13 protein-coding genes are annotated in these 17,188 nt (G+C 35.5%); 3 read left to right on the top strand and 10 right to left on the bottom strand.

Annotation, left to right across the window (positions count from 1 at the left end):
* Positions 1–55: 55 nt before the first annotated feature.
* The 10 genes from fabG to queC form a co-directional block, all read right to left on the bottom strand.
* The gene (gene fabG / locus AACL20_RS05630; RefSeq protein ID WP_339052690.1) at positions 56–790 is read right to left on the bottom strand and encodes a 3-oxoacyl-[acyl-carrier-protein] reductase; all 735 of its coding nucleotides are present in this window, start codon (positions 788–790) and stop codon (positions 56–58) included.
* A gap of 388 nt (positions 791–1,178) precedes the next feature.
* The gene (gene fabD, locus AACL20_RS05625) at positions 1,179–2,138 is read right to left on the bottom strand and encodes an ACP S-malonyltransferase (RefSeq protein ID WP_339051971.1); all 960 of its coding nucleotides are present in this window, start codon (positions 2,136–2,138) and stop codon (positions 1,179–1,181) included.
* Between the two features lie 114 nt (positions 2,139–2,252).
* Positions 2,253–4,037, bottom strand: a complete 1,785-nt coding sequence (locus tag AACL20_RS05620; protein ID WP_339051970.1) for an ABC transporter ATP-binding protein — start codon at positions 4,035–4,037, stop codon at positions 2,253–2,255.
* 1,302 nt (positions 4,038–5,339) lie between these two features.
* Positions 5,340–5,702: a 50S ribosomal protein L20 gene (gene rplT, locus AACL20_RS05615; protein WP_339041574.1), complete on the bottom strand. Its 363-nt coding sequence runs from the start codon at positions 5,700–5,702 to the stop codon at positions 5,340–5,342.
* A gap of 30 nt (positions 5,703–5,732) precedes the next feature.
* Positions 5,733–5,939, bottom strand: a complete 207-nt coding sequence (gene rpmI, locus AACL20_RS05610; protein ID WP_339052689.1) for a 50S ribosomal protein L35 — start codon at positions 5,937–5,939, stop codon at positions 5,733–5,735.
* 243 nt (positions 5,940–6,182) lie between these two features.
* Positions 6,183–7,166, bottom strand: a complete 984-nt coding sequence (locus AACL20_RS05605) for a DMT family transporter (protein ID WP_339052688.1) — start codon at positions 7,164–7,166, stop codon at positions 6,183–6,185.
* 496 nt (positions 7,167–7,662) lie between these two features.
* Positions 7,663–9,810, bottom strand: a complete 2,148-nt coding sequence (gene flhA, locus AACL20_RS05600) for a flagellar biosynthesis protein FlhA (RefSeq protein ID WP_339051969.1) — start codon at positions 9,808–9,810, stop codon at positions 7,663–7,665.
* An 891-nt stretch (positions 9,811–10,701) separates the two neighbouring features.
* Positions 10,702–11,061, bottom strand: a complete 360-nt coding sequence (locus AACL20_RS05595) for a TrbC/VirB2 family protein (RefSeq protein ID WP_339041565.1) — start codon at positions 11,059–11,061, stop codon at positions 10,702–10,704.
* A gap of 288 nt (positions 11,062–11,349) precedes the next feature.
* Positions 11,350–11,829 carry a transcription elongation factor GreA gene (gene greA / locus AACL20_RS05590; protein ID WP_339041563.1) on the bottom strand — a complete coding sequence of 160 codons (480 nt, stop codon included), beginning with the start codon at positions 11,827–11,829 and terminating at the stop codon, positions 11,350–11,352.
* Positions 11,830–12,757: 928 nt separating this feature from the next.
* Positions 12,758–13,465, bottom strand: a complete 708-nt coding sequence (gene queC / locus AACL20_RS05585; protein ID WP_339051968.1) for a 7-cyano-7-deazaguanine synthase QueC — start codon at positions 13,463–13,465, stop codon at positions 12,758–12,760.
* A gap of 145 nt (positions 13,466–13,610) precedes the next feature.
* Here queC and AACL20_RS05580 point away from each other — a divergent pair, with 145 nt between their 5' ends.
* The 3 genes from AACL20_RS05580 to AACL20_RS05570 all read left to right on the top strand — a co-directional run bounded on the left by AACL20_RS05580 (position 13,611) and on the right by AACL20_RS05570 (position 16,746).
* Positions 13,611–15,452 carry a SurA N-terminal domain-containing protein gene (locus AACL20_RS05580; protein WP_339051967.1) on the top strand — a complete coding sequence of 614 codons (1,842 nt, stop codon included), beginning with the start codon at positions 13,611–13,613 and terminating at the stop codon, positions 15,450–15,452.
* Positions 15,453–15,591: 139 nt separating this feature from the next.
* A complete protein-coding gene (locus tag AACL20_RS05575; protein WP_339041553.1) occupies positions 15,592–15,822 on the top strand; it encodes a hypothetical protein in 231 nt (76 codons plus the stop codon).
* A 318-nt stretch (positions 15,823–16,140) separates the two neighbouring features.
* Complete coding sequence (locus AACL20_RS05570) at positions 16,141–16,746, top strand: 50S ribosomal protein L25/general stress protein Ctc (RefSeq protein WP_339051966.1); 606 nt, start codon at positions 16,141–16,143, stop codon at positions 16,744–16,746.
* The last annotated feature ends 442 nt before the right edge of the window (positions 16,747–17,188 follow it).

Genomic DNA, 17,188 nt, shown 5'->3' with positions numbered 1-17,188 from the left:
CAATCTTACAAGCAAAATTACTACATATTTCATTGGAAGTCTATATACCACCTAATCAAGACATTACCATACCACCATTTATGTGAAGAGTATGACCAGTTACATAGCTTGCAGAATCAGATGCAAGATATAAAACACCTGCTGCAACGTCAGCTGCAACTCCCATGCGCCCCATAGGAATTTTCCCATTTATCAAGCTCTTTATTTCTTCTTTTAAATTTGAGGTCATGGGACTATCAATAAATCCAGGTGCTATGCAGTTCACTGTAATACCACGCTTTGCAACTTCAAGCGCCAATGTTTTCGACATTCCAATGAGTCCTGCTTTTGCTGCACTATAGTTTGCTTGACCAAAATTCCCTGTTACACCAACAATAGATGAAATGTTGATTATTCTACCAAATTGCCTCTTCATCATTCTTTTTATAGCAGCCCTATTCAGCCTAAATGCAGCTGTCAAATTTAGATTCAGCACTTCATCCCACTCTTCATCCTTCATTCTAATGGCTAAATTATCTCTATTTATACCTGCATTACAAACTAAAATATCAATCTGACCAAACTTATCTTCTGCGTCATCAAATAATCTAGAAGCTTCCTCTAAATTCTGTAAATTTGCAACCATAGTCTGAATATTGCTATTCGTATCTTGCATTGTATTTAGCGTACTCGCTTTTGTCCCAGTTGCGACAATACTTGCACCTGCATTATTTAACAAATTCACTATCTCCTTGCCTATGCCACCAGTAGCACCAGTAACTAAAGCACGCTTTGCACTCAAATCAAACAACATATCTATACACAAAATTATTTATATCGAAACACACCAAACTCTCCATGATTATTTGTTTCATCAAAATTTACAGAGAGATAAAACACACAAATCACTTTATGCTAAAATTAAGCAATATGAAATACATGATAATTTCAATACTAGAAATTATCTTGAATATACTTCTCAAAAACGTTGCAATATTTACACAAGCATTTGCGAATGTTCTTTTAAACTAAAATAAAATTAAAGAATGGCAAACATTTTTTGATAAATATAGATAATAAAATGACATTCTATTGTGTTGAAAGCTGTTAAAAGCACTTAACAGTTGTAACATGAAATATCTTATATAATAAGACAAATGCACATGAGACTTATGCAAAACCCACAATATCTTCAGGTTTCATAAAATACTTTCTACAAAACGCTCTATACTATTTGGAGAATCAAGATTAAATACACGTATACCGCTTGACATACGTTTTGCAAGCGTAGTCAAAACCTGACCAGGACCAACCTCTATGAAATTAATTATTTTATAGTCACAGATACATTTCTCAATAGTCTCTCTCCAACGAACTCTACCTCCAACTTGTTTTACCAGCATACTCCTAACTTGTTCAGCATCTGAAACAGCGCTTGCAGAATAATTTGCTATCACTGGAACAACTGGTGCACTCATAACGACCTGACTAAGCGATTTTTGCATAGTGATTGCAGCATCAGTCATTAAACTTGAGTGAAAAGGAGCACTTACATTAAGCTGCACCGCCTTTTTTATAGAAAACTGAGAAGCAAGCTCTACAGCCTTCTCCATAGCTTTCATCTCACCACTAATGACTATCTGTCCTGCACCATTATCATTTGCTATTTCACATAACCCAAACTGTCTCAGACTTTCTACCATTTTTTCTACATTTTCAAGATCTGCTCCAATTAAAGCCACCATACCACCTTTGACATTGGATGCCGCTTTATTCATTGCGTTCCCACGTATCCTCAAGAGAGCAGCTGTATTTTCTAAGCTAAACACACCAGCTGCACAAAGAGCACTATATTCACCAAGTGAGTGCCCTGCCATTACACTACAAATAGAAGTAATAGATAATCTTAACTGAACCAATAATACACGTAATACAGCTATAGAAACAGCCATGATCGCAGGCTGTGCATTCTCAGTAGCTGTTAACTCATTTGCATCTCCTTCAAACATCAATTTAGATAAATTTTGCTGCAATACCTCATCTACAGTCAGAAACACTTCTCTGGCTTCTTCAAATGTTTCATATAATTCTCTACCCATACCTGTATGCTGAGAACCCTGCCCAGGAAACAGTAGAGACGTATTTGCTGAATCTATCATAATTGTTTTATTTCTTTGTTTTACCTACGAATCAGACCACTTCGAATCGATTGATCACTATATTTTTGCCTGTAAAGAATTTCAATGATTAATTTAAGATATGCATGATATTTTTTATGTAGTGTAATTACTGGACTCAGGTAAAATTCCATCATGTTGCATGTTCCATAGCATTGCGTAATGTCCCGCTTTTGCTAAAAGCTCATTGTGGGTCCCATCTTCTATAATAGAGCCTTTATTAAATACCAATATCCTATCCATACGAAGAAGCGTAGAAAGACGATGCGCTATTATGATGACAGTCTTATTAGCAATTAGATTATTAAGCGTTTTTTGAAGCATCTGCTCTGTAAGTGCATCTAGCGCAGAAGTTGCTTCATCCATGATAATTATTGAAGCATTTTTAAGCACTGCTCTTGCAATAGCAATCCTCTGTTTTTGACCTCCAGACAATTTAGAACCGCGTTCACCAACTTTTGTATCATATCTATCTGGCATCTGCATAATGAAATCATGTGCTTCTGCTCTCATTGCAGCTTGCACAACCTCCTCATCGGTAGCAGAAAAATTTGCATACCTAATATTATCTTTTATTGATCTATGAAACAGCAATGGTTCTTGTGGTATAAATGCTATACTCTCTCTAAGAGATTGCAGAGAAACTTTTGATATATCTTGATCATCAATCAAGATAGTGCCACCGGAAATTTCATAGAGACGCATGAGCAAGTTTGTAAATGTTGTTTTTCCACTACCAGAAAACCCAACTAAACCTATCTTCTGTCCACCAGGTATCAATATAGACTTCTTATCGAATAAATTACTATTCTGATGATATTTAAAAGAGACCTCCCTAAACTCTATCTTACCACTTGTGACTTCAAGGTCCTGACTATAATCATAGCTTTGCTCATCAGAAGATTCTTGTATTAAGCTTAAGCTTTGTTTACAAATACCAAATTCGTGAAACATATAAGATATCTCATCTCCAGCAAACCAAATCACAGTCATTAGCGTCATAGTTGTATTTACTATAAACACCATATCACCAACTGTAATATATTGGAGTTGCCAAAGCTTAATCGCAAAACAAAAAAGAAATACAACACTCAATATACTTACTATGCTGAGTAAGATTTTAAACTTTTCTATATATAGAAGATTATCTTTATATTTGTTAATTTCATCATTCTGTGTTGCTTGTACATTGCGCAACTCATGACTATGCCCTGCAAATATTTTAATGCTCAAATGATTTGTGATACTGTCTACTATCACACCTTGAACTGCAGCCTTCGCTGCTGAATGAAGATAGGAATACTTTGTTGATTTAATACAAAAGAAAACACTTAGAGAAAAATATATGACAAGCCAGCCAATGAAGCAAAAAGCGAGTGTGATACTATGTATAGATATTACTACTGAGGAAATTATAATTGACATGACTAGCGGAACAAAAACTGTCAATGTATCGTCTACTATCAACTTCGCTGTACGCGGTAAATCATCTATCCTATGCGCAATTGCTCCTGTATGTTTTCTTGTGAAATATTCATATGTATGTTTTATCACTCTATTAAAGGCAAACATCCTTATATTTGCTTCAAACTTAGGAGCAACATTTGCAAGCAACACTCCCTTAGTCCTCTGCATCAATTCCATGAATATCCAGCAAAAAAGCGTGACGCTAAGCGGAGCAGAGAGTGCAATGAATACATTCTCTTCAATCCTATCAAGAGTGCTAAAGAAATCCACCAAAATCCCAATCATGTAGGGCCAAACTGAATTATTTATTATGCTTGCACTGGTAGCAGAGATTGTTATTAGAATAAAACCAAGCCATTGTCTTTTAACAAAATATAGCAAAAAAGAAACAACGCTCTTTGTAATTTTTACCATAGTCTCATCTTCTACGTTTCGTTTAAAATCAGCATACAAAACAAGCAGCTACAAATAATCACATACTAACTATAGACTTATTATCTTCATCTGAAGAAATTATCCATAAAAACTTAATTCAATTTATTAAAACATGTGGAAAGCTAAAGGATAACATCAGAATACCATAAACTTATATTGTTATGTAATTAAATTCGTAATCTTATGTAGAATAAGCACATTAAGTAGCAGGAATAGACTCAACGATATAACTACATTGTATAGATTTCTTCTTAAAAACGTTTATTATAGCAACCAATTTGCTTTGTCGCTTCCTTTGGCTAAAGATTCTCATGTACTTCGTCTGCACTTGTCCTCCAAGCACCACGTATGCTCCTTGCACTTGCCTAAACTGGAAGCAAGTTTTAAGAAGAAGTCTAATATAAAAACAAACTTACCTTGCAAAAAATACTATAGCTAATGCAGCATAAAAGAGTTATGCTAAACTTTGTCTTTTGATAAATTTTAAGTCAGCCTCTCGCCTAAAATAGAGTTGCATTGCCGATTTCAAGCTAAGAAAAATTTATTCTAAATACTCTTTTGCAATGCCTATTTTATCACACTTTAGCTATATAGTTAACCAATTTAACAAAATCATAGCTACCTACTCTCAGCGCACTTGCAACACCACATCTTGGATGAATAAATATCCCAGTTATTTAATATGAAAGATTGCTCAGCATAACAACAGCTTCTGCCAAAAATAAGTGAGTAAAGAAGGAGAATCGCTCGAATGCATAGTGTCTAGTCTAGCAATAATACAAAAAAACAATATATAACAAAGTAGATTTAGCGCTGAAAAGGTAACACATACCTTTTAAATAAAACTGATATTATTACCTAGTAGACCTGCAGCAAAACTTAAACAGACACCACTTACAGAACAATTATACAATTCACACATACTAACCAGTCTGCCCGTCAAAAATCGATTCACTGCACAAATAAATTTTTTCAGGAAATTAAAGTATACAAAAATTAGCCTCAAGACGTGGCACTGCGCTAGTTTTCGGATATATAATTTGTCCAGTACTTAGCAAATACCACTTAACAAAACCCATAAGGCTCTTGCCACTTTTTCTGCTGGACTTTCGGTGCAGCATAATTGCTTGCAGGCCGAAATAAATAGTGTGTTTCAAAAGTTATGACGCGAGCGACTAACTAATAGCAATCACTAAAATCGATCATTACTTTAAGAAAGAAGCTTTTTAATGCGAACTACAAAGATAAAGTAGTAGCTCAAACTAATTACGCAAAAACTATTCAAGCAACAGCAAGCGCTTCCTTCGCCTTCCCAACTATTTCTGCAAACACTTCCCTGTCATGTATAGCAATCTCAGAAAGCATCTTTCTGTTTAAGTCCATACCAGCAAGCTTGACGCCCTTTATAAATTGTGAGTATACAATACCATGCTCTCTACTCGCAGCATTAATGCGCTGAATCCAAAGAGCACGAAAATCTCTTTTTTTATTTCTACGGTCTCTATAAGAATAAGCAAGTGCCTTTTCCACTTTCTCTACAGCAATACGGAAGCAGCTCTTAGCCCTGCCTCTATAACCTTTAGCCATCTTTAGTATCTTCTTATGACGCGCTCTAGCAGTCACACCTCTCTTCACTCTAGCCATACAACTCTCTTCTTAGTATTTTCATAAAATCTATAAAGCGCTGGTATAAGGAATATATTGATATATTCTCTTTTCCTCTACAGCGCAGAGCACCACAGTTCCTCTTTGCATACGCAACTGCCGCTTACTACGCTTTCGCATGTTATGTTGTTTATTAGCTTGGCTAGAACGAACGCGCCCACTTGCAGTAAGACTAAACCGCTTCTTGACACTACTTTTTGTTTTTAATTTAGGCATTTTTCCCTCGAACATTTGTTTAATTCTTCAACAAGCATAAGCGGCGCCATAGGCATGCCAAAAAAGCCTATGACACCAAAAAAAATCGATCACCAAAGTGCGTTTGAACACTTGGAGGAATGTTACTTATACATTATATACTAATAAAAACACAAGCATTTTTATGACTTGTAACACACAGATAACGCTATAGCAAGAAATTGTACTATCAATTGCGTACCCATAAAAAGCGCAATCTACCGTTTACGCTTCATTAAGTCCAGCATTCAATATTTCAGTTTGCTTGGTTTGCTTCTGTTTTCTATATTCAGCTATCACAACTAAAATACCAGCTGTTATAATCATTGCGTACCCAGCATAAGATACCGCCATTTTAGGCACTTCTCGCCATATTATATATCCAAGCGAACCTGAGCAAACTAACTTTAGATATACAAGCGGTGCTATCGATGTCATATCGCCTTTCATTCCTTGGAAAAAAGCAACACTGTGAATTAAATAAAAGAGAGAAGCAATAGAAATTAATCCTATCTCTTTCAAGCCCAAATTAGCATCAAAAGCTGCATTAAACCCTCCTGGATATGGTATAAAGAACCAACTCCCCACGGCAAAATGCTTCCATTCTACAAATGCGACGCAATATGAAAATAAAGACGCAAAGAGCATTACATAGAATAACTGTGCTTTATTAGTTGCTTTTCTATTCCCTAAAAGTTTCACCAGAGAACTGTTCACAACCCAGAGCGCAACTGTCAGAAAAACAAATAAATATCCTTTATTAAACTCTGCGACAACTTTATCTTGAGAAATAAGGTTATGCAAAGCTTCCGGTTTTACTATTATGAAGCCACCAAAAAATGCTAGTAACACAGCAACTATTTTTGTTGTCGTGATGCGCTCGTTGAAAAAAACAGTACCAACAACTATCCAAAGCATCTGCTCAAGGTGCGTAAGAGCTGTAACATCTAGCAATTTTAGAAACTTTAGCGAGTACATCATGCTTAGAGAACCGCCCGCACTAAATACGCTTCTCAATAGATGTAACTTTACGTTTGGAGTTCTAATTGCATTTATTCCATCTTTATAAAAGATCCATGGCAGAATAAAAATAAGTATTATGAATTTATATAGAAAAGTAGCCTGGTTAGAGTTAACTGAACCTGTAATGAACTTCATTGTTGCATAAAGAGAAGCAAGGCTTATAGCATTAAGCGCCATAAAAAGCATAGCCCTGATGTTAACGTTATTATTCGATACCATTCTTAAGTCTCCTATAATAAAAACCGGCACGGAAGAATTTAGTTAAAACTGCTATATATAGCAAAAAAATAGCCCGCTTACTAGCGAGCCTTAATGAAAAATGGTCAAGATACAAAAATTTCTCAGAACTATACATATACCTATAACTGCACAATTAGCGCCGATAAAATAAAGCACAAAAGATCAATACGCATAAGGTAAATTCCTTTCACCAGCTAAACTCACATTTATAGATCTATAAAGACATCTAATAAAAGTGGAACAACAGCCTCTACAGAGACAACCACTTTTAGGATGTCTCCATAAAAAAAATCCTTAAAACGTATCAAACCCGAGGAGAATATACATCAAATTACAGCATTTGCAATTGTTTTTTTGCAATTTCTGATGTGATTTTTAATAGATTCTGTATTGATATAGCTAAAACTCTATCAATACAAGCTGCTTGCAACCTCAAGGAGCTCTATATTTGACCAAGCGTCTTGAGCTTCGCTTTTGCATGAATTTCGTTATGTGACATCACTGCGATATTCGAGCGGAATCTTTCGACGACTGCTCTAATAAATGGCCTTAGCATCGGAGAAGTTAGAATCACAGGTACTTCACCATTCACTGCATGCTTTTCAAATTCTGCATTAATTAATCCTACAAATTCTTGCAGTTTGCTAGGTGGCATGACAAGCTGCCTATTGTCACCTTCCCCAACTATATTCTCTCTAAATGCCTGCTCCCAAGCTGGTGAAAGCACAACGATCGGAATATATCCTTTGTCGTTCATGTTTGCATTACAAATCTGCTTAGCAAGCCTAACCCTAACATGTTCTACAATCTTTGTTGCATTTTGTGAGTTAGGAGGTGCACCTGTAGATACTTCCGCTATTGCTTCCAGAATGGTTGCAAAATCACGAATCGATATCCCCTCACTCAGTAGCCCCTGTATTACTCTCTGCACAACTATTACCGACACATGAACAGGTATTATCTCAGAAGCTAGTTTCCTTTGTTCAGGCGCAAGAGTATCTAATAATCTTTGAGTGTCTACGTATGTTATAAGTTCTGATATATTCTCTTTTATCACCTCTGTAAGATGTGTTGCTATTACAACAGAAGGTTCAACAACAGTATATCCCTTGAGCAGCGCTTCATCTTTTGCAATTTCATCTATCCACTTTGCAGAGAGTCCAAATGCTGGTTCTCTGGTTTCATCTCCCATCATGTCTATGTCACCACCCTTTGATTCCATAACCATCAATTTATTAGGCTTGATTACACCTCGACCACATTCTATTTCTTTAATTTTAATTATATATGTATCCTGAGGTAGTTGAATATTATCTTGTATTCTGACAGATGGCATAGTAAATCCAAGATCTTTGAGCAATTGCTTTCTAAGACCTTTAATTTGGTCAGTAATTTTGAAATTTGTATTATTGATTAAAGGCAATAGATCATAACCTAGCTCTAGTTTTATATTATCTATGTGACCTACTTGTTCAGATGTTACTGATTCTTGCTGAGCCTGTGCTGAGCCCGCCATTTGCATAGATTCAGCGCCACTTTCTCCTTCAAGCTCAATTTCTCCACCCGCAGCTTGCCTTCCAGTTTTATATAAGAAGTAGGAAATAGTAGCCATAATAGCACCACATGTAGAAAAAGGAGCAACTGGTATCCCTGGTATGCATGCCATAAACAAAAGCAAACCAGCTGTTACTGATAGAGCTTTTGGATATTGTATCAGCTGTCCTATTATTGCTTTATCAGCAGAACCTCTGACTCCAGATTTTGTAACTAAGAGACCTGCACTGATTGATACTATAATCGCAGGAATTTGAGTCACAAGACCGTCACCAACTGTCAGTATTGTATAAGTGTGCATCGCTTTATCAAACGTCATATCTTTCTGTAATATACCTATGATAATGCCACCTATTAAGTTGATGAAAATGATTAATATCCCAGCAACAGCATCTCCTCTTACGAACTTATTTGCACCGTCCATTGCACCAAAGAATGTATTTTCACCTTCTAATTGCTGCCTCCTCATTTTTGCTTGCGCTTCGTCTATCAACCCAGCAGATAGATCAGAGTCGATTGCCATCTGTTTACCAGGCATTCCATCTAAACTGAATCTTGCAGCAACTTCTGCAATTCTTCCTGATCCTTTTGTAATTACAACGAAATTGATTATTGTCAGTATTGTAAAGATAATAATCCCTATCATGATTGAACCTTGCATCATGAAATCACCAAACGCTCTTACAACATGACCTGCAGCATCTGTACCAAGATGTCCATTTGCGAGTATTAATCTAGTTGTTGAAACATTTAATGAAAGCCTAAGCATAGTCACAACCAACAGCAAGCTAGGAAATGCATTAAATTCAAGCGGCTTATCTATAAAAAGCACAGTCATTAATATGAGCACTGAAAACGTCAGAGAAGTGCTTAGCAATAGATCTAGCAAAAGCGGTGGAACAGGGAAAAGCAACACAGAGATGATACATAAGATGCCAACTGCAAAAAACACATCCTGGCGCTTTGCAGATCTTCGTATAATCCTGTCTATAGAATTCCTGGCATTTGTCAGATTTAGATCAAGTATCTTATCCATAGTTTTCTTGAGTGCTCCATCAGCTTTCAACTATATCTTATCAAAAAAATGATACCACTTAAGATTGCTCTAATAGCGCATCTAAAGCTATAGCTTCAGGTAAAAACACTAACATATATAACTAATACAAGTAAAATTAAAAATTGAAAACTGCCATCTAAACTTGAATTTTGCTAAACAACAAAATGATCAGAATATAGATAAGACATAATATGCAATCAATATACGACAAATTATTACTAACCAGAGTTGCTGATTAATAACATGAATGTATGGCAAATTTTTTCTGCAAGATAAAGAGAAATGCCACTTTAGTAGCTGTTGCTATATATCTACTCTGCAAAAATCCTCTACACATATTGCTTATTAAGCACTGCCTTAATAAGTACCGCACTAGGATTTTAAGTTCATGATTTTTAGAGCACAAGTGAACTTCCAAATCAAATATTATATATTCGCGAAGAAATTAACAAAGTAATACCAACTAGCACAAATAACAACATATACTTGCTGCGTATTTTTTAGAAAATTTAAGATTAGATTTGAGTGTAGCTAGACTAGAAGTACAGCGACCATGCGTGCATTTAAATTTAAAAGAAAAGATGAAGCTAAAGTGTTCTGTTATTTGGTGAGTTGGTATTAATATGGAAAGGACAAAAAGGTCTGCGAAAGTGACATTACCTGCAGTGCTTAATATAAATAACTGAGTAGCAAACTCAAATTTGAATTATGAATGACAAACACTAAAGCATTACTGAATTAAGATATGCAAAAAAACAGCCACATGCGCTACAAATGTAGCATATGTGGCATCAAAATTAAACATCATCTATTCAAATAACAGATTCTATCTAACTGGAAGAGAAAAGTAGACATGTTGCTACTTTGCTATTACGGAGTGCCAGGTGGACATATAGCACCAGTATTCCCAGTAATTGTTTGCACAACAGTTTCCGCTCCAAACAATATACCCATTGCAACACATATCATAATGCCGAGCGCCCAACTTACCTTTCCAAAGAACATACCAAGGGCGACAGAAATAATAACTATAATTGCTATAGCTTTACCAGGTGCACCTTGCACTAACCCAATAGCTGCGCACAGTGCTTGCGTTAGAGCATCATTTGTTGGTGCAGAAGGTGCTGCAGCGAACGCTACACTTCCTGAATATAACAAAATCAACATAATAGCACAAAAAGCAAAATAGTTGCTCGAGGCAAATGACCTAAGACTGCTAAAAAATCGCATTTACTTCTCTCCAATTACAAATATTCCAGTTCCACCATAAAAGCACAGCAGGATAAAACCTCAAGTCTCATCCAAAACAAGACAACAGCACTAAAGATGCACACATAAAAATAAGGCGCACAAGACTCAAGAGAGCAATCAACTGTGACAATACGGAGACAACTGCCAATAATGAGACGATAACACAACAAATTCTAAGGTATCAAGATTTTTTTAATGAGCTTATCATGACAAATATATAGCACAATGTTAGATTGTATGAATAGTAAGCTCAAAATAAAGCGCTACCTACACATATTCTACCAATATGATTTCATAATATTTTGTCCCTCTTGGCGTTGTTACTTCTATATTATCTCCTTTATTTTTACCTATTAACGCTTTAGCTAAAGGTGAATCTATAGAGATACGTCCTTCATTTAAATTAGCTTCGTAATTGCCAACAAGAGTATATACTATTTCTGCTTCACTTTCTTCATCAAGCAAAGTAACTCTAGCGCCGAATTTGACTTGAGTCCCCTTAAAATCACTCATATCTATTACCATCGCTCTGCTAATTTGGTTTTCAAGGTCAAGTATCTTAGCCTCTATAAAACCTTGCTTTTCACGCGCAGCGGTATATTCAGCATTCTCAGAAAGATCGCCATGCGCTCTAGCTTCTGCGATCGCATTAATGACAGCTGGCCTCTCAACAACTTTTAGGTGCTGTAACTCTGTCTCTAGTTTTTTATATCCACTAGGTGTGATAGGAAATTTATCAGGCTGCATAATATCAAAAGAGTTTCGTTTATGATCTTGTTAAGTGGCAAATGATCAATAATTATATATTATATTTTAAAATTCCAAAAGAGAGGTGGCATTTTTGCGCAAATTTGCATCATTGCCCCACATTCTAGATTTATAAGTATTATATAATCAGAGCAAAATACCGCGTAACGTTTTTAATCAAATATTTATTAATTTATTAAATAAGCGTGATGAATGCCAAATCAATCATACAACCTGGCAACATCTTTAAAATTTGCATATAGCTTGTATTCAGTTGTATTTAGATTAACCAAATAATATCTAGTGTTATCCTTCTTAAAAAGCAATAGCGGACACATTATATTAGAACCCATACAAATAAAACTTCTGAACAAAGGATGAATCACCCGAATATGAGAGCTTGAGGTTATAATGACGCACTATATAACTAAGAAGAATTACTTGAAAACCATACTAATAGTTATAAACACAGTGTGTATTACACCTAATGAAAACTTGACCTTTCAATGAATATACTCATCATACTTTTCAAAATTGGCGTCATCGCAATGCTCCTTATGTATTTTCTTATACACATGTACACCTATCCTTCTCCACTCTTTTTGAAACTAAACTTCGTATATAACACAAGAAACATCAACTCTTCATTTATCAGAGAGACGCTCTCGGTAATGATGAGGATAACAAGATCTATATCCATATTCGCACACCACAGCTTGTATGCGCAGAAACCTCAAGCCTTCATCATGAATATATCTAGCGAGTACAAAAAAGCCTTATCCTTAACTTTCTAATTCTTCTGAATAAAATACTTTTCTCGCATATCTCTTACGAGCACTAACTCTATGAGAAAGAAGAGCATATATCGACTTTGATAGTAGCCATCTAGCTGTGCAAAAATAGAAACTCCTTTTATTTTAATTCAGAATCACATCCCTGAAGAAGCTTCACATTCATAAAACAGCGGGTCCTCCATTCCAATTTCGTGAAAGGCAACAGACCTTAACAAACATGCATCACATACGCCACAAGCGCGACCGATTATTGTAGCATGGTAACATGAACTTGTCAATGCATAGTCCACTCCTAGCTTTAGCCCAATACTAATTATCTCTGACTTTTTCATTGTCAAGAATGGCGCTTTAATCTGCAATTTCCTTCCTGATATACCTCTGGCAGTCGCAAGGTTTGCCATGCTTTCATACGCATTTATATATTCAGACCTGCAGTCAGGATAATTAAAATAATCTGCAGCATTTGCTCCTATAAAAATATAATCACTATCATTGATCTCAGCATATCCAAGTGCATACGAAAGGAATATAGTATTTCTCGCCGGAACATATGTAACAGCAGTCTCGCAACTACTCAAATGTGAAAAGTCAATACGTTTAGGAACACGCCGTTCAGATGTTAAAGCAGAACCGCTGAATGTATATGGATCTATATGTATTACTTTATACTCTAATACATTAAACTGTTTAGCAGCCTTAGCAGCACACTCAAGTTCTACACGATGTCTCTGTCCATAATCAAAGCTGATACAGTATACCTCAAATCCTTCAGAACTTGCAAGTGCAAGTGCAGTCACAGAGTCCAATCCCCCACTTAATAAAACTACAGCGCTTTTATTCATTTACCCCTCAAAATCAAGATATCAATAAAACCATATACTTTCGCTATTAGTTAAAATTGCAAATTACTCAAATATAGCATGAATTTTTTATTCCATCTTCATTTAATATGATGTATTCTCCTATACCTAGTAAAGCACTGAGCTAATGCTAGTATTTTGCTTTTATAATCTACTACTACTTGTAATATCTTGGTTCCAAAGGATGCTAAATTTACTCAGAGAAGGTGTCAATAGTATTATTATCAAAGTATTGTTAATTTTAGGTATTTTGATCTTTATTTCCGCAGGAACCATCACAGCCTTTTTCAAAAAAGAAGAATACGTATTAAAAATCGGCGATATAAAGTATACTAAAGAAGAACTGAATGCTGAGATTGAAAAGCGCGCAGCTGTTATGCCGGAAGATTTGCAAGGGGGACAAAATCTAGAAGAGCGCAGGAATCAAGCTCTTGGAGATATAATAAGGAGCGCAGTGTTGCTCCAGGAAAGTAAAAGGTTAGATTTGCTGCTGAGCGATGATTCTGTAAAGTATCGTATAGCAAATGATCCATATTTTCAAAAGGATGGAAAATTTAGCAAAGAATTATGGGACAAATATTTTAATAGCCACAGCGTTGCTGAAGCAGAATTCATACAAAGAACAAAAGATATGATCTCTGAGCAGCAGTTAGCCACTATATTTTCATCTGGAAGATTAGATAATCAAGAGCTGATAAATCAGCTTTTTGTTGCTATTTACGGCGTTCGTCAGTTGGAAGTATTTAAAATAAATAAAGCCGCCATCCAGATTACAAAAATTCCAGAAGATGCGGATTTATACAGTATTTATCAAAATGATCCAGACAGATTTACAATGCCAGCCAAGCGTTATATATCTTATCTAAGTATCGATATTAATGATATTACTCCGGATGCTTCTGTTTCAAAGGAAGACATAAAGTCATTATATCATAATAGCGCTCATTTATTTACACATCCAAATAGGAGATTTGTAAAACAATTGGTATTCAAAACAGAGCAAGAAGCACTTAATGCATATAATAAAATTAAAAGCGGCAAAAGTATCGAAGAAATTGCAAGTAGTATGAATCTAGCGAAAGAGTCATTTGAGCTTGGTATAGTAACTAAAGATATGTTGCCACAAGAGTTATCAGATATTATCTTTCAGCTTAAAGAAAAAGATGTGAGCAAACCAATTAATACATCTTTTGGTTGGCACATCTTTTTTGTAGAGACCTCCTTACCTGAAGGGCAAAAAACATTTGAAGAATCTGAGGAAGAGCTCATTGCAATGATACAGGATGAAAAACGATTCAAAGCTTTTCAGGAATTAAAAGCTTTAGTGTCTGAAGACTTTTTGTATGACAAACTGCCTATATCTGATGTTGCGAAAAAATATAGCTTGGTTGTAAAAACTGCTGAGTTAATAGATGGTGATAACAATTTGCAGCATATTCCGATGTCATTAGTGGAGGATGTTTTTACAAAGCATGACCCTAAAGAAAGAAATGGAGTTGCAGGTGCTCAAGGTGAGTACTTCTTTTATGAGATAGAATCTCTGCAAACCTCTTCAGTACGAGATTTTGACAGCATAAAGGAAGAGCTACAGTCAATTTGGAAAGATAAAGAAATGCGTAACACTGCCAATGAGCTCATGCAGAAAGTAAAACTTTCAAGCGAAGGTGATTTGCCAGAATTAGTATCAAAATATAGAGAAAAGTTTGCTATTCAAAGTGATGAAAGTACTCTTAGTGAAAATTTTACTCAATTAATATTAACTATGAGGCAAGGACAATTTTCTAAAATGTTTGAAGATTCTGATGATTACATAGTTTTTAAATTATTAAGCATAGAAGAACGCAAAGGAAATGATGTTGATTCGCTTAAAGGTCTTATACAGCGTGATTTTATCTCATTACAAAGAGATATGATGTTTGAACAATATCTGATTAGCTTGCAAAATAGATATATGTATAAAGACAAGTAATAGTTTATTGTTTTGTCATACGTGATTACTCTTTTTTATAGATTATATAACTCACTTGACTTCTTATGAGAAGAATGAGAGAATCCGTGGGTTGAAATTTGCAATTCCGTGCTTGTTTAGCGGTATGGCAGTTTATTAAATGAAAGAAATTTACGAGGTCTGTGATATGGCTCCGAAGGGTGGTTCCAAGAATAACATCAGCAATCGTGGGAAAGCTGCTGCGTTAAAAAAGATTGACGGAAGAGAAGTCAAACCTGTGATGTATAAGGGTGCGAGGCTTGGACATGGTAATTTTATTGCCGCAAAATTTGATGATGGAAAATTAGCTTTAGACGCTACTGGCAAGCCAATTCCATATCAGCTAATTTGAATTAGTCGCCTGCGTCATAACTCTAACGAATATAGGATTTATCTTGGCTACAAGCAATGACAGCGCAGAATCCAGCAGAAAAAGTAGCAAAATTGCAAAAAATCTTATAGATTTTGTTAAGTAGTTATTTACAAGCATTGGATAAATTATATATCAACAAATTAGCGTATGGCCTCGCCTAAAAGCTAATTTTTGTACATTTAATTTTCCGCAAAGATTTATTTGCGCAGCAAATCAATTTTTGACGGATAGAGGAATTAATATCATTGTTATTACCCGTGTTTTGCTTATGCTTATTCGGGTGTAGTTTTCATTTGTATGGTTAAAAGTATGTCTTCTAGAATATCATTTGTTGCAGAACAAAAATCTGCTAGTGGAAAAGGAGCAGCCAGAGCTACTAGACGTGCTGGGCGTATTCCTGCGATAGTATATGGCGGCCTTTCTCCGCTTATGATTTCTTTATATGGTAGAGATTTCATAAAGGAATACCATAAAGGTGGTATGCAATCCAGAGTGATAGAAATCAAACTAGGAGAGCGTTCTCACATGGTTTTGTTGCGAGATATTCAATTACACCCCGTTACTGATTTTCCTGAACATATAGATTTTCAGGAGATTAGAGAGGGCGAGAGCGTAAGAGTCTCTATACGTGTAAAGATCCTTAATGAATCTAAATGCCCAGGCATTAAGAAAGGAGGAGTATTAAACGTTGCAACAAGGTCTGTGACTTGTTATTGCAATGATTTGAATATTCCAGAATTCATTGAAGTGGATCTAGAAAATCTAGAGATAGGTAATTCCGTTCACATAGTAGATATTAAATTACCTGTTGGAATTACGCCTATTTCTCATGATAACTTTGCAATTCTTTCTATTTCTGGCCGTGATGATGAGTCTGCTGGCGCAGAGACTAAAGCATCTTAAAATACCTGGCGTATAGCATTTTATCACTAGCGTTTTTTAGTTGAAGTGGTTAGCACAAATTTCAAAGGTATTTATTGCTATTTAGTCGCCTGCGTCATAACTCTAATGAACAGGATTTATCTTAATTGCAAGCAATTATGGTGTACATAAATCCAGCAGAAAAATGGCAAAATTGCCAAAAGCCTTATGGGTTTTGTTAAGTAGTGTTTGCTAAGTACTGGACAAATTATATAGTGCGCGCCAAAAGTCTCGGAAGCGCGCATAAAATAGCGCTTTAAATCCGTAAGAAAATGTTATAATAAATGCAAAAACCTTACGGATTTTGTGAAAGTAGTGTTTGCTGCACATGAGTAATAATACATATAAACATTAGCGCAGTGCTAATTCCTGGACTAGTGTTTGCATACTTCACTTCTCCACAAAAATTGATTTGCTTGCGCAA

The sequence above is a fragment of the Candidatus Lariskella endosymbiont of Epinotia ramella genome (assembly GCF_964019805.1).
Taxonomy (GTDB): Bacteria; Pseudomonadota; Alphaproteobacteria; order Rickettsiales; family Midichloriaceae; genus Lariskella.
Note: the sequence above shows the minus strand (reverse complement) of the source record. Positions and strands in the feature narration are given on the sequence as shown.

Excerpts from the sequence above, each read along its gene's own strand:
- fabD (WP_339051971.1), bottom strand. The coding sequence starts at position 2,138 with ATGATAGATTCAGCAAATACGTCTCTACTGTTTCCTGGGCAGGGTTCT.
- AACL20_RS05620 (WP_339051970.1), bottom strand. The coding sequence starts at position 4,037 with ATGGTAAAAATTACAAAGAGCGTTGTTTCTTTTTTGCTATATTTTGTT.
- rplT (WP_339041574.1), bottom strand. The coding sequence starts at position 5,702 with ATGGCTAGAGTGAAGAGAGGTGTGACTGCTAGAGCGCGTCATAAGAAG.
- rpmI (WP_339052689.1), bottom strand. The coding sequence starts at position 5,939 with ATGCCTAAATTAAAAACAAAAAGTAGTGTCAAGAAGCGGTTTAGTCTT.
- AACL20_RS05605 (WP_339052688.1), bottom strand. The coding sequence starts at position 7,166 with ATGCTTTTTATGGCGCTTAATGCTATAAGCCTTGCTTCTCTTTATGCA.
- flhA (WP_339051969.1), bottom strand. The coding sequence starts at position 9,810 with ATGGATAAGATACTTGATCTAAATCTGACAAATGCCAGGAATTCTATA.
- AACL20_RS05595 (WP_339041565.1), bottom strand. The coding sequence starts at position 11,061 with ATGCGATTTTTTAGCAGTCTTAGGTCATTTGCCTCGAGCAACTATTTT.
- greA (WP_339041563.1), bottom strand. The coding sequence starts at position 11,829 with ATGCAGCCTGATAAATTTCCTATCACACCTAGTGGATATAAAAAACTA.
- queC (WP_339051968.1), bottom strand. The coding sequence starts at position 13,465 with ATGAATAAAAGCGCTGTAGTTTTATTAAGTGGGGGATTGGACTCTGTG.
- AACL20_RS05580 (WP_339051967.1), top strand. The coding sequence starts at position 13,611 with ATGCTAGTATTTTGCTTTTATAATCTACTACTACTTGTAATATCTTGG.
- AACL20_RS05575 (WP_339041553.1), top strand. The coding sequence starts at position 15,592 with ATGAAAGAAATTTACGAGGTCTGTGATATGGCTCCGAAGGGTGGTTCC.
- AACL20_RS05570 (WP_339051966.1), top strand. The coding sequence starts at position 16,141 with ATGGTTAAAAGTATGTCTTCTAGAATATCATTTGTTGCAGAACAAAAA.